The sequence below is a fragment of the Streptomyces sp. NPDC006687 genome, assembly GCF_040636215.1.
Taxonomy (GTDB): Bacteria; Actinomycetota; Actinomycetes; order Streptomycetales; family Streptomycetaceae; genus Streptomyces.
Genome location: NZ_JBEYJJ010000004.1, coordinates 219,439 through 232,812, shown reverse-complemented (window position 1 = coordinate 232,812; position 13,374 = coordinate 219,439). Strand labels below are relative to the sequence as shown.

At 73.9% G+C, this 13,374-nt stretch carries 9 protein-coding genes; 7 read left to right on the top strand and 2 right to left on the bottom strand.

Annotated elements, in window-relative coordinates:
• Nucleotides 1–249: 249 nt before the first annotated feature.
• The 3 genes from ABZ716_RS07470 (at nt 250) to ABZ716_RS07460 (ending at nt 4,605) form a co-directional block, all read left to right on the top strand.
• Nucleotides 250–2,370 carry a DNA topoisomerase IV subunit B gene (locus tag ABZ716_RS07470; protein ID WP_351880649.1) on the top strand — a complete coding sequence of 707 codons (2,121 nt, stop codon included), beginning with the start codon at nt 250–252 and terminating at the stop codon, nt 2,368–2,370.
• Between the two features lie 139 nt (nt 2,371–2,509).
• The gene (locus tag ABZ716_RS07465) at nt 2,510–3,016 is read left to right on the top strand and encodes a DUF485 domain-containing protein (protein WP_358957361.1); all 507 of its coding nucleotides are present in this window, start codon (nt 2,510–2,512) and stop codon (nt 3,014–3,016) included.
• The gene (locus ABZ716_RS07460; protein WP_358957358.1) at nt 3,013–4,605 is read left to right on the top strand and encodes a cation acetate symporter; all 1,593 of its coding nucleotides are present in this window, start codon (nt 3,013–3,015) and stop codon (nt 4,603–4,605) included. The genes ABZ716_RS07465 and ABZ716_RS07460 overlap by 4 nt, the downstream gene beginning before the upstream one ends.
• Before the next feature lie 29 nt (nt 4,606–4,634).
• Here the strand turns inward: ABZ716_RS07460 and ABZ716_RS07455 are convergent, their stop codons facing one another.
• Both ABZ716_RS07455 and ABZ716_RS07450 read right to left on the bottom strand, forming a co-directional pair.
• The gene (locus tag ABZ716_RS07455) at nt 4,635–5,333 is read right to left on the bottom strand and encodes a response regulator (RefSeq protein ID WP_358812744.1); all 699 of its coding nucleotides are present in this window, start codon (nt 5,331–5,333) and stop codon (nt 4,635–4,637) included.
• Entirely contained in the window at nt 5,330–6,946 is a 1,617-nt protein-coding gene (locus tag ABZ716_RS07450; RefSeq protein ID WP_358957355.1) for a sensor histidine kinase, read from the bottom strand. The genes ABZ716_RS07455 and ABZ716_RS07450 overlap by 4 nt, the downstream gene beginning before the upstream one ends.
• Nucleotides 6,947–7,272: 326 nt before the next feature.
• On the opposite strand from ABZ716_RS07450, the gene ABZ716_RS07445 reads away from it, so the two are divergent.
• From ABZ716_RS07445 to ABZ716_RS07430, 4 genes are all read left to right on the top strand, one after another.
• Nucleotides 7,273–8,883, top strand: coding sequence for a histidine kinase (locus ABZ716_RS07445; RefSeq protein WP_358957353.1), 1,611 nt, complete (start codon nt 7,273–7,275; stop codon nt 8,881–8,883).
• A complete protein-coding gene (locus tag ABZ716_RS07440; protein WP_358812747.1) occupies nt 8,880–9,557 on the top strand; it encodes a response regulator transcription factor in 678 nt (225 codons plus the stop codon). The genes ABZ716_RS07445 and ABZ716_RS07440 overlap by 4 nt, the downstream gene beginning before the upstream one ends.
• A gap of 218 nt (nt 9,558–9,775) precedes the next feature.
• Nucleotides 9,776–10,573, top strand: a complete 798-nt coding sequence (locus tag ABZ716_RS07435; RefSeq protein ID WP_358957350.1) for an ABC transporter ATP-binding protein — start codon at nt 9,776–9,778, stop codon at nt 10,571–10,573.
• Between the two features lie 204 nt (nt 10,574–10,777).
• A complete protein-coding gene (locus ABZ716_RS07430) occupies nt 10,778–13,342 on the top strand; it encodes an FtsX-like permease family protein (RefSeq protein WP_358957348.1) in 2,565 nt (854 codons plus the stop codon).
• The last annotated feature ends 32 nt before the right edge of the window (nt 13,343–13,374 follow it).

Genomic DNA, 13,374 nt, shown 5'->3' with positions numbered 1-13,374 from the left:
TCCCGGCCTGAGTGCCGGATGTTGATGAGGACGTGCCCGAACCCTAAATGGTTCATGCGTGGAAGGGAACGTGATGTTTCCTTCACCCTCCCGGGGGATCGAACATCCGTACGGATCTGCACTACGCTGTGGAAGGCGCGAGGGTGGCGTTGTACCGGCTCTACCTGGCCTCGGTACCCTTCGACGGGCAACCGAGCCACCCCTGCGCCCCAGCGGGTCAGAAAAGAAATTCAGCGAGGAGCGAACTGCGTGACCGCCGACACGTCCGTGCCTTCCAGCGCGCTGCTGTCCGGAGCAGACCGGGACGGCTCCAACTACACCGCGCGGCACCTGCTCGTCCTCGAGGGTCTTGAGGCCGTCCGCAAGCGCCCCGGTATGTATATCGGCTCGACCGACAGCCGTGGCCTCATGCACTGCCTGTGGGAGATCATCGACAATTCCGTCGACGAGGCCCTGGGCGGCTACTGCGACCACATCGAGGTGATCCTCCACGAGGACGCCTCGGTCGAGGTCCGTGACAACGGCCGCGGCATCCCGGTCGACGTCGAACCCAAGACCGGCCTGTCCGGCGTCGAGGTCGTCATGACCAAGCTGCACGCCGGCGGCAAGTTCGGCGGCGGCTCCTACGCGGCCTCGGGCGGCCTCCACGGGGTCGGTGCCTCCGTGGTCAACGCCCTGTCGGCCCGCCTCGACGTCGAGGTCGACCGCGGCAGCTCCACCCACGCGATCAGCTTCCGGCGCGGCGTCCCCGGGCTCTTCGCCGAGCAGGGCCCGGACAGCGCCTTCGACCCCGCCAGCGGCCTGCGCAAGGTCAAGCGGATCACCAAGGGCAAGACCGGCACCCGGATCCGCTACTGGGCCGACCGCCAGATCTTCCTCAAGGACGCCCGCCTCTCCCTGGAGACGCTCTACCAGCGGGCCCGCCAGACCGCCTTCCTCGTGCCCGGCCTGACCATCGTCGTCCGCGACGAGCGGGCCATCGACGGCGCCGGCAAGACCGAGGAGACGTTCCGCTTCGACGGCGGCATCAGCGAGTTCTGCGACTACCTGGCCCAGGACAAGGCCGTATGCGACGTGCTGCGCCTGACCGGATCGGGCACCTTCAAGGAGACCGTCCCGGTCCTCGACGACCGCGGCCACATGACCCCCACCGAGGTCACCCGCGAGCTGGGCGTGGACATCGCCCTGCGCTGGGGCACGGGGTACGAGACCAACGTCAAGTCCTTCGTGAACATCATCGCCACCCCCAAGGGCGGCACCCACGTGGCCGGATTCGAGCGGTCGGTCACCAAGACGGTGAACGAGGTGCTGCGCTCCGCCAAGCTGCTGCGCGTCGCCGAGGACGACGTCGTCAAGGACGACGCCATGGAGGGCATGACGGCGGTCGTCACGGTCCGCCTCGCCGAGCCGCAGTTCGAGGGCCAGACCAAGGAGGTGCTCGGCACCTCGGCGGCCACCCGGATCGTCGCCGCCGTCGTGGCCAAGGAGCTCAAGGCGTTCCTGACCTCCACCAAGCGCGACGACAAGCAGCAGGCCCGCGCCGTGATGGAGAAGATCGTCGCGGCCGCCCGGACCCGGATCGCGGCCCGCCAGCACAAGGAGGCGCAGCGCCGCAAGACCGCGCTGGAGACCTCCTCGCTGCCGGCCAAGCTGGCCGACTGCCGCAGCGACGACGTGGACCGCAGCGAGCTCTTCATCGTCGAGGGCGACTCGGCCCTCGGTACGGCCAAGCTCGCCCGGAACTCCGAGTTCCAGGCGCTGCTGCCGATCCGGGGCAAGATCCTCAACGTCCAGAAGTCCTCGGTCTCGGACATGCTCAAGAACGCCGAGTGCGGCGCGATCATCCAGGTCATAGGAGCCGGCTCCGGCCGCACCTTCGACATCGACGCCGCCCGGTACGGGAAGGTCATCATGATGACCGACGCCGATGTCGACGGCTCCCACATCCGCACCCTGCTGCTGACCCTCTTCCAGCGGTACATGCGGCCGATGGTCGAGGCGGGCCGGGTCTTCGCTGCCGTTCCGCCGCTGCACCGGATCGAGCTGGTCCAGCCCAAGAAGGGCCAGGACAAGTACGTCTACACCTACTCGGACAACGAGCTGCGCCAGACGCTGCTGGAGTTCCAGCGCAAGAACATCCGCTTCAAGGACGCCATCCAGCGCTACAAGGGCCTCGGCGAGATGGACGCCGACCAGCTCGCGGAGACCACGATGGACCCCCGTCACCGCACCCTGCGGCGGATCAACATCGGTGACCTGGAGGCGGCGGAGCAGGTCTTCGACCTCCTCATGGGCAACGAGGTCGCGCCGCGCAAGGAGTTCATCACCAGCTCGGCCGCGACCCTGGACCGCTCGCGCATCGACGCCTGAGCCGTGCTCCCGGCGTCCCGGCGCTCTTCTCCCCCTCACCTGATGGGGTGAAGAGCGCCAGGACACCAGTCCGGATAGCGGCCTTTCGGCACATCCTTGGAAGCACGCCGCCAAGGCGGCAGCGGACAAGGAGAGTTCGGTGGACAAGCACGAAGGTCGCGAAGCCGGAACGATCCGGCTGGACGACCCCTGGTACGACGCCCTGGCCGCCGGCTGGGGCGAGGGCCCGGAACCCCTCCCGCCGCGCCGGCCCGCCGGGGAGGGCGAGGCGCCCGGCGCGTCCGACATCTACCTGGAAGTGCAGCGCAGCGCAGCCTTCCAGGAGGTTCGCGGCCGGTACCGCAGGTTCGTCGTCCCCGCGACCGCCGGGTTCCTCCTCTGGTACGTCGCCTACGTGGTCGCGGCCACCGCCGCGCCCGGGCTGATGGCCCGGCCCGTGGCGGGCGCGTTCAACGTGGCCCTGCTGGCCGGCCTCGGCCAGTTCCTCAGCACCTTCCTGCTGACCTGGGCCTACTCCCGGCACGCCCGGCTACGCCGGGACCGGGCCGCGCTCGACCTGCGCTGGACCGTCTTCGAACGTGAACGTGAGCGCGGGCGCGAAGACGACCGGGAGCGCGGCCGCACGGGCCGGGGGGAGGGCCAGTGACCTCGGAACACCAGATGCTCGCGCTGATCCTCTTCAGCCTGTTCATCGCGGTCACCCTCGCCATCACCACCTGGGTCAGCCGCAGGAGGCAGGGCTCAGCGGAGGAGTTCTACGCGGGCGGTCGTCTCTTCTCTCCGATGGAGAACGGTTTCGCCATCGCAGGCGACTACATGTCCGCCGCCTCCTTCCTCGGGGTCTCCGGGTTGATCTCCCTCTTCGGCTACGACGGCCTGATGTACCTGATCGGCTTCCTCGTCGCCTGGCTGCTGGTCCTGTTCCTCGTCGCCGAACTCGTCCGCAACTGCGGGCGCTTCACCCTCGCCGACGTCGTCGTCGCGCGGATGAGGGAGCGGCCGGTGCGGATCGCCGCCGGGACCTCCTCGGTGGTGGTCTCGGTGCTCTACCTGGTCGCGCAGATGGTGGGCGCGGGCAGTCTCGTGGGCCTGCTGCTGTCCGATACGGGGCCGGCCGCGCGGACCCTGACCGTCGTCGGTGTCGGCGCGCTCATGGTGGTCTACGTGACCTTCGGCGGGATGCGGGCCACCACCTGGATCCAGATCGTCAAGGCCGTCCTGCTGATCGGCGGGGCGATCACCCTCACCGTGCTGGTCCTGATCCGCTTCCACGGCAACCTCGACCAGCTCCTCGCCTCCGCCGCCGAGCGCAGCGGACATGGAGCCCGGTACCTGAGCCCCGGCCTCAAGTACGGCGGGGGCTGGACGGCGCACCTGGACTTCATGAGCCTGGGCCTGGCCCTGGTCCTGGGCACCGCGGGACTGCCGCACATCCTGTCGCGGTTCTACACGGTGCCGACCGCCCGGGCCGCCCGCCGGTCGGCGGTATGGGCGATCGGGCTCATCGGGGGGTTCTACCTGATGACGATCGTGCTCGGTCTCGGGGCGGCCGCACTGGTCGGCCCCGATGCGGTGCGGGCGTCCGGTGCCTCCGGGAACACGGCGGTGCCGCTGCTGGCGGCCTTCCTCGGCGGAGGCGCCGACTCCACCGGAGGCGCGGTGCTGTTCGCCCTCGTGGCGGCCATCGCCTTCGCGACGATCCTCGCCGTGGTCGCCGGGATCACCCTGGCCTCGTCTGCCTCGGTCGCCCATGACCTGTACGCCTCCCTCCGGCGGCGGCGGGCCCGGCAGCGCAGCGAGGTGGCCGTGGCCCGGGTGGCGGCCGTGGGGATCGGGGCGGTGGCCATCGCCCTCGGGCTGCTCGCCCAGGACATGAACGTGGCCTTCCTGGTGGGGCTGGCCTTCGCGGTGGCGGCCTCGGCCAACCTTCCGGTGCTGCTGTTTTCGCTGTTCTGGCGGGGATTCACCACCCGGGGGGCCGTGTGGTCGGTGTACGGGGGGCTGGTTCCCGCGCTGGTGCTGGTCGTCCTGTCGCCGGTGCTCTCCGGGAGCCCCGGGTCGCTCTTCCCGGGCATGGACTTCCAGTACTTCCCGCTGCAGAACCCGGGGATCGTCTCGATTCCGCTCGGCTTCCTGGCGGGCTGGCTGGGGACGGTCACCTCCGCCGAGGAGCCGGATCCGCGCAAGTACGCCCAGACGGAGGTCCGCTCGCTGACGGGAGCCGGCGCGGTGTGAGGTGGGCGGTGTGAGGCGGGGGCGGTGGTTCAGGCGCCGGCCGACGGGAGCCAGCTGTAGCGGTGCTCCGGGCGGCCGGTCTCGCCGTACCGCAGGGCGAGGGAGACGCGGCCGGCGCGGTCCAGGAGCTTCAGGTAGCGCTGGGCGGTCTGGCGGCTGATGCCGGCCCGGTCGGCGATCTCCTGGGTGGACAGGGGGCCTTCGGCCGTGCGCAGCACCCGGCGGACCAGCTCCGCCGTGGTGGGGGAGTGGCCCTTGGGGAGCTCGTTGGGGGCTCCGGCCGCGGCGAGGGCTCCGAAGATGCGGTCCACCTCGTCCTGTTCGGCTTCGCCGCCGCCGGACAGGGAGCGGCGCAGGGCCGCGTACGCCTCCAGCTTGGCGCGCAGGCCGGCGAAGGTGAACGGCTTGACCAGGTACTGGAGGGCGCCGAGCCGCATGGCCGCCTGGACGGTGGCCAGGTCCCGGGCGGCCGTGACCATGATCACGTCGGTGTGCCGGCCCAGTTCGCGCAGCCGGCGCACCAGGTCGAGGCCGGTCCCGTCGGGGAGGTAGTGGTCGAGCAGGACCAGGTCCACCGGGTATCCGGTGAGGAACTCCAGGGCCTCGGCAGCCGAATGGGCCCGGCCCGACACCTCGAACCCGGGAACCTTCGCCACGTACGCCGCGTTGATACGGGCAACACGCATGTCGTCGTCGACGACCAATACGTGGATCGGGGCCTCCTTCACCGCAGGGCCTCCGGAAGTACGACGGAGAACTCCGCCCCTCCGTCCTCTGCTTCACCGGCCCGGGCGCTGCCGCCCTGCCGCTCCGCGAGGCGGCGTACGAGGGCCAGGCCCAGCCCGCGCTCGCGGTGGGCCGAGGGCTGCTTGGTCGACCAGCCCTCCGTGAAGATCTCCTCGCGGCGCCCGGCGGGGATCCCGGGGCCGCTGTCGCGCACCCGCAGGACGGCGGTGCGTCCTTCCGTACGGATGTCGACCTCGACCAGGGGCGCGGCCGAGCCGGCCGCCGCGTCCAGGGCGTTGTCGACGAGGTTGCCGAGGATCGTGACGAGGCCGCCCGGGTCCACCAGGCGGTCGGGGAGGAGGGAGTCGGGGGCCAGGCGCAGCGGGACGCCGCGCTCCGCCGCGACGGTCGCCTTGCCCACCAGCAGCGCCGCCAGCAGGGGGTCGTGGACCTTCTCGGTGACCTGCTCGGCTGTGGTGCGGTGCACGCCCACGACCTCCGTCACGAAGGCGACGGCTTCCTCGTGCAGGCCCAGCTCGAGGAGGCCGAGCAGGGTGTGGAGGCGGTTGGCGTGCTCGTGGTCCTGGGCGCGCAGGGCGTCGATCAGGCCCTTGGTGGAGTCGAGTTCGCGGCTCAGGTGCTCCAGTTCGGTGCGGTCGCGCAGGGTGGCGACGGCGCCGCCGTCGGCGGTGGGCATGCGGTTGGCGACCAGGACGCGCGGGCCCTGGACGGTCAGCAGGTCGCGGCCGGTGACGCGGCCGGCCAGGACGTCGCTGGTACGGCCGGCGCCCAGGATCTCGTCCAGGGGGCGGCCGGCCAGGGTGTCCGCGCGGTCCTGGTCGAGGCCCAGGAGCCGGGCCGCCTCGTCGTTGACGAGGCGTACCCGGTCGTCGCGGTCGAGGGCGATCACGCCCTCGCGGATGGAGTGCAGCATCGCCTCGCGTTCGGCGAGGAGGCCGGCGATGTCGGAGAAGGCCAGGTCCCGGGTCTGCCGTTGGATCCGGCGGGAGAGGAGGTAGGCGGCGAGCGCTCCGGCGGCGAGGGCGCCGCCGGCGTAGGCCAGGAGGCCCGGGATGGCGCCGAGCAGTCGGTCGTGCACGCTGTCGTAGGCGATGCCGACGGAGACGGCTCCGACGATCTCCCCGTCGGCCGCGAGGAGCGGCACCTTTCCGCGGGCGGAGCGGCCGAGGGTGCCCTCGTCGATCTCCATCACCTCGTGGCCGGCGAGGGCGTCGCCCGGGTCGGTGGAGACGGGCAGCCCGATGCGGTCGGGGCTGGGGTGGGAGCGGCGGAACCCCTTCAGGTCGAGGACGACGACGTACTCGGCACCGGTCGCGCGGCGGATCCGTTCGGCGGCCGCCTGTACGGGGCTGTCGGCCGTGGGGGCCGAGCCGAGCAGGTCGGTGGCCAGGGAGGGGTCGGCGGCCGTGCTCTGGGCGATGGCCAGCGCACGCCGCATCGCCTGGTCGTCCAGCTGGTGGCCCAAGGGCGCCAGGAAGAGCCCCGTGGCCAGGACGAGGACCCCGGCTGCGATGGCCAGCTGGGTGAACAGGATCTGCGAGACGGCGCGCCGGGGCAGTCCGAGGCGCCGCGCCCGCAGGGGGAGGGGGTGCATGACGAGTAACCGTAGGTCGGCATGCACGGAAGCGGAACGCCTGTCGCCCAGTTCTGCCCGGGCGGTCGCGGAGAGTGAACAGGCCGGATCATGGCCCGAGGCCCGGCGGGTAGGGGCGTTCCGGGGGCGTCAGGGCGGGGCATGGGCCGACGCGCGCCGTCGGTGCGGTGGGGTGGCAGGGCGGGGGAGTGCGGAGGGCGGTCTCTGTCTTTCGGCAGAGGGGCGGATCGGCCGTGAGGCGCATGCCGCCGCGGGCTGGGGTATCGATACTGGTCAGCGTGGTGAGCTTTCCCGTGTCGCGTCCTCGTCCCCCAGTCCGCGGCCCCGTGCGCGCGGCGGCGGAGACGGCCTGGGTCCTGCTCGCCGGGCTGGGCGTGTGGGCGGTGGTCGGCTACGCCGGGGTGCTTCCGCACCCGTTGCTCCAGCTGCCCGCCCTGGCCGTCGGCGTGACCCTCTTTCCGCTGCGCCGCCGCTTCCCGTCGGCCGTCCTCCTCGTTCTCGCGGCGCTGACCGGTCTGGCCGGCTGCGTAGGCCCGGTCACCGCGGCGACCGCGTACACGGTCTCCCGGCGGACGGTCCGGGCACGGCGGAGGGCCGGGCTGCTGGCGGCGGCGGCCACCCTGCTGGTGGTGTGCGCGACGCTGGCCGCCCCCTGGCTCGGTCCCGGGCCGCTGCCGTACGGGCCGGCGCTCGGGCTGGTCCTGACGCCGACCGCCGTGCTGGTCCCCGGCCTGGTCGGCACCTCGTACGGGCAGCAGCGGCGGCTGGTGCGGGCGCTGCGCGAGCGCGGGGACGCGGCGGAGCGGGCCCGGCGGCTCGCCGACAGCGAGGCCCGCATCCATGAGCGCTCCCGGATCGCCGCCGAGATGCACGACCTGGTGGGACACCGGCTCAGCCTCATCTCCCTGCACGCCGGGGGACTGGAGCTGGCTCTGCAGCGGGCCGACCCCGAGCTGCGCGAGGAGGCCGTCCTGGTCCGCCGGACCACCCGGGACGCCCTGCGCGAGCTGCGTCAGGCCCTCGGGGTGCTCGGCCCGCTGGGCCGGGACACCGGCCCGGAGGCCCTCACCGACGCCACCGGCACCCGCGCCGACATCGAGGCCCTGGTGGCGGAGTCCCGCAGCGGCGGGATCGCCGTCCGCCTCGACTGGACGGGGCCGGACCTCACCGGCCGCCCGGCGGGGGTGCGCAGGGCGGTGCACCGGCTGGTGCGGGAGTCCCTGACCAATGTGCACCGGTACGCCGGTGCGGCACACGTCGCCGTGAGCGTGGCCCACGGTGAGGAGACGGTTCGGGTCACCGTCCGCAACGGCGCCCCGCCGGGCCCCCGCGCCCCCGCCGGGGGCCTGGGTTCCGGCAGGGGGCTCACCGGCCTGCGCGAGCGGGTCGAGCTTCTGGGCGGTTCCTTCACCGCCGCCCCGCTCGCCTCCGGCGGCTTCGCGGTCGAGGCGGCCCTGCCCGCCGAACCCGCCGACGCGCCCGCCGTCCGGCGGGAGCCCCCGCCCCCCGGTACCGGCGGCGGGGCTCCCGTCGTATCCGCTCCGCCCGGACGCTGCACCGCGCACGTGCTGACGCTCGCCCTCGGAATGGTCGCGCTGAGCACGCTGATGGCCCTCGGTACCCTCTTCGTCTACGCCACCGCCCCGCACCGGGACGCCGGACCGCGCCCGCTGCCCCGGGTCGGCATGAGTTACGACGAGGTGATGGGCGCCGGAGTCACCGACAACGCGGCGGTCCGGGCGGCGGCCGCCGGCCGGGAGCCCGCGCGCCCGCCGGGGACGGCCGGCTGCGTGTACCCGTTCAACGGGGCCACCCAGTCCCGCCCCGGCTCCCTGACCATCGCCCGCTACTGCTTCGACGCCGGGCAGCGCCTCATCGCCGTCGACCGTTTCACCGTCCCGTCGGTCCGGGACGCCACACCCTGGGAGATCCCGTGACCGAGCCCGCCCGCCCCATCCGCGTCCTGCTCGCCGACGACGAGGCGATGATCCGTGCCGGAGTACGCCTGATCCTCCGGCACGCCGAGGGGATCGAGGTCGTCGCCGAGGCGCCCGACGGCCGTCAGGCCGTCGAACTGGCCGCCGCGCACCACCCGGACGTCGTGCTGCTGGACATCCGGATGCCGGTCTGCGACGGGCTGGCGGCGATCGCCCCGCTGCTGGCCCTCGACCCGGCGCCCCGCGTGGTGATGCTGAGCACCTTCGGCGACGACGACAACGTGGTGCGGGCGCTGCGGGAGGGAGCTGCCGGTTTCCTGCTGAAGGACGAGGGGCCGCAGGAGCTGATCAGCGCGGTCCGGTCGGCCTCCGCCGGGGACGCGGTGCTCTCCCCGGGGGTGACCGGGGCCGTGATCTCCCGGATGCTGGCGGCCGGTGAGCCGCGCGGCGCCGGGGCAGCGGCGGCGGACGACCGGATCGCCCGGCTGACCGGCCGGGAGCGGGAGGTGCTGGCGATGCTCGGCGAGGGCCTGTCGAACCAGGACATCGGCGCCCGGCTCGGCATCGGGACCGGCACGGTGAAGACCCATGTGGGTGCCATCCTCGACAAGACCGGCTCCACGAGCCGGGTCCAGGCGGCCCTGCTCGCACACCGGGCCGGTCTGGCCCCCTGAGCCCCGGTCCCCCCGGCCCCTCGGCCGCCCGCGGCCTCTGCGCGCCCCCGCATCTCCCGTGCCCTCGGTGTCCCCGGTGTCTCCCGTAGGGCGGGGATCCGCCGGCCCGGTCTCTGCCCTTCGGCAGAGGGCGGCCGACCGGACCGGGTCTTCCGGCAGAGCCCGACTCCCGCCTGCAGGCCGATGTCCTCGCAGGTCAGGGCCGTGACGATGGATGCATGTCACACACCTTCCCCCCTTCGCCCTCCCCTGCCCCGCCCGCGGGTGCCGCCCGTCCGGAGCCGGCCGCCCGCGCCTCCGGCCTGACCAAGACGTACGGCAAGGGCGAGACCCGGGTCACCGCGCTGGACGCGGTGACCGTGGACTTCGTCCGGGGCCGGTTCACCGCTGTGATGGGTCCCTCGGGTTCCGGCAAGTCCACGCTCATGCACTGCATGGCCGGCCTGGACTGCGTCACCTCGGGGTCGGCGCGGATCGGCGGGGTCGAGCTGTCCTCCCTGAACGACCGCCAGCTGACGCGGCTGCGCCGGGAGAAGGTCGGTTTCGTCTTCCAGGGCTTCAACCTGATGCCCACCCTCACCGCGCTGGAGAACATCACCCTGCCGCTGCGGCTGGCCGGCCGCCGGCCCGAGACCGCCTGGCTGGACACCGTCGTCGCTACCGTGGGGCTCGCGGGCAGGCTCGCGCACCGTCCCGCCGAACTCTCCGGCGGCCAGCAGCAGCGCGTGGCCGTCGCCCGGGCCCTGGCCTCCCGGCCCGAGATCGTCTTCGCCGACGAGCCCACCGGCAACCTCGACTCCCGCTCCGGCGCGGAGATCCTCGGCTTCCTGCGCGACTCGGTGCGCGAACTCGGCCAGACCGTGGTGATGGTCACCCACGACCCGGTGGCCGCGGCCCACGCCGACCGGGTCGTGTTCCTCGCCGACGGGCGCCTGGTGGACGAACTGCACGCCCCGGACTCCGGCGCCGTGCTCGACCGGATGCTCGCGTTCGAGGCCCAGGGCCGCACCTCCTGACCGGCCGCGCCGCGCCCGCCGCCGGGCGCCCGCTCCCGTGGCGCCGGCCCCTCGCCTTCGCGCCCCTCCGGGCCTCGCGCCCTGCGCGCCCGCGACCGTCCGCCGCCTCCTCCTCCGCCCCCGAGACAGTCCGCCGGCCGCTCGCTCCTTCGCGCCGTCCGCGCGTGCTTCTGTCCGCCGCCCCCCGCCTCCTGAAAGCCCGCCATGCTGCGAACAGCCCTGCGCAACGTCCTCGCGCACAAGGCCCGTCTGACCATGACCGTCCTCGCGGTCTGCCTCGGGGTCGCGTTCATCTCCGGCTCCCTGGTGTTCGCCGACACCACCGCCGCCGCCTACCGTGCCTCCCTGGCACGCGACCGCTCCGGTGTCGCGGTCACGGTGGACCCGAAGTTCCCCGTCGGCGCCCCCGCCGCCGAACGCGGCTCCGTCCTCGACGACGCGCTCGTGGCCCGGCTCGCCGCCGTGCCCGGCGTCAGCGCGGCCCGCCCCTCCGCCGACGGATCGGCCACCCTCGCCGCCAAGGACGGCGCCCCGCTGCGGGCCGGCCGCCCGATGGGCCACCAGGCCGCCGCCTACGTCCCCGGCCCCGACGGCAAGGACGCCCGCTACCCCCTCACCGCCGGGCGCGCCCCGCGCACCTCGGGCGAGGTGGCCCTCGACGGGGGCACCGCCGACGCGGGCGGATACTCCCTCGGTGACGTCGTCCGCCTGGCCACCGACGGCCCCGTCCTGCGGCTGCGGCTGGTCGGGCTGGTCTCGACCACCGACACCCGGGTCACCGCCGGCGGCACCCTCGCCGTCTTCGACAAGGCCACCGCGCAGGAACTGTTCGCCGCCCCGGGCCGTTACACCGGCATCGACCTGTCCGCCGCGCCCGGCACCGACCCGGCCGACCTCGCCCGCCGTGTCGGCGCGCTGCTGCCGGCCGACCGGGCCGAGGCGACCACCGCGGCCGCGCTCGCCCAGCAGCAAGCGGTCTTCATCGACGCCAAGACCAGCGGCTACTCCCGGCTGCCGCTGGTCTTCGCCGTGGTCTCGCTGTGCATCGGCTCGTTCCTGATCGTCAACACCTTCACCATGCTCGTCACCCGGCGCTCCCGGGAGATCGCGCTGCTGCGCGCCATCGGCGCCACCCGCCGCCAGGTGGTGGGCTCCCTACTCGCCGAGGCCGCCCTCGTCGGGTCCGTGGCCTCGGTGCTCGGCTTCGGGCTCGGGCTCGTGGTGGCGAGCGTCCTGCCCGGCGTGCTCGCAAGCGCGGACGACCCGCTGCCGACGGGGCCGCTGGTGGTCGGTCCCGCCGCGGTGCTCGCCTCCCTGGCCGTCGGTGTCGGCGTCACCGTCCTCGCGGCGTGGCTGCCCTCCCGCCGGGCGGCCCGGATCGCGCCCGTCGAGGCGATGCGCACCGCCGAGCAGCCTCCCTCGGCGACGTTGTCGCGGGTCCGGGGCGCGGCCGGCGCCGTCGGAGTCCTCGTCGGAGGCGGACTGCTCCTGTCACTGGACGATGCCCGCGACGCCTCCGACGCGCACCTGCGGACCGCGATGTCCGGCTGCGGGATCCTCGTCACCGGGCTGGTCCTGCTGGCCCCGCTGCTGGCGGCCCCGGTGATCCGCCTTCTGGGCCGCCTCGCCGGCCGGCCCGGGGTGGCCGGCGGCCTGGCCAGGGACAACGCGCTGCGCGATCCCCGGCGCACGGCGGCCACCGCCGTCGCCCTGATGATCAGCACCGGGCTGGTCTGCGGACTGGCCGTCATCGAGGAGTCCTCGGCCCGTGCCCTGGACGCGCAGGCCGCGGCGGGTCTGAGCGCCGACTACGTCATCAGCACGGGAGGCAGCACCACCGCCATCGACCCGGCCGCCGTGCGACGGGTGGCCGAGGTGCCCGGAGTCACGGCGGCCTCGGCCGTCGCGGACTCCACCTTCGCGGCCGGGTCCTTCGCCCGGCAGGTCTCCGGAGTCGACCCCGGCACCGTGGGCGCCGTCATGAAGCTGCGGTTCGCCAGCGGCGGGGCCGATGCCATCGGGCCGGGCCGGATCGCCGTCTCCAGCAGCTTCGCCCGCGAGCACCGGCTCACCACCGGGGGACGGATCGAGGGGAGCATCGGCCCCGGGCAGGGCGAACGGGACAGGTCCTTCACCGTCGTCGGCGTCTACGAGGACAACCCCACCGCCCGGGACGTCCTCGCCTACCGGGGCGAGGTCCAGGAGCACGGCTTCCTGCGGGACTCCGTCCAGCGGGTGCTCGTCCGCACCGGCGGCGCGGCCCCGGCGGACGTGCAGAAGCGGCTGCGCGGCGCCCTCGACGACAACCCCCTGCTGAAGGTGCAGAGCCGCGCTCAGCTCGTGCGGGAACAGGGCGGTACGGCGGCCGACCTGATGACCATGGTCTTCGGACTGCTCGCCATCGGCGTGGCCGTCTCCGCGCTGGGCATGGTGAACACCCTCGCCATGTCCGTCGCCGAACGCACCCGGGAGATCGGCGTCCTGCGAGCGATCGGCATGGACCGCACCGGCGTCCGGCGGATGATCGGGACCGAAGCCCTCGTCGTCGCGGCGTACGGCACTCTGCTGGGCCTGGCCGCCGGCCTGTTCGGGGCGTGGAAGGTCAGCGGCCTCGCCAACGGGGCCATCCCGCAGTACGCGTTCAGCCTCCCCTGGGGAACCCTCGCCCTGGTCGTCGTCCTCTCGCTCGCGGCGGGCGCGGCGGCGGCCGTGGTCCCGGCCCGCCGGGCCGCGGCGCTCGGCCCGCTGCGTGCGGTGTCCGGCGGCTGACCGGTCCCCGCGCTCCGGCGGCCCCGGGCCGC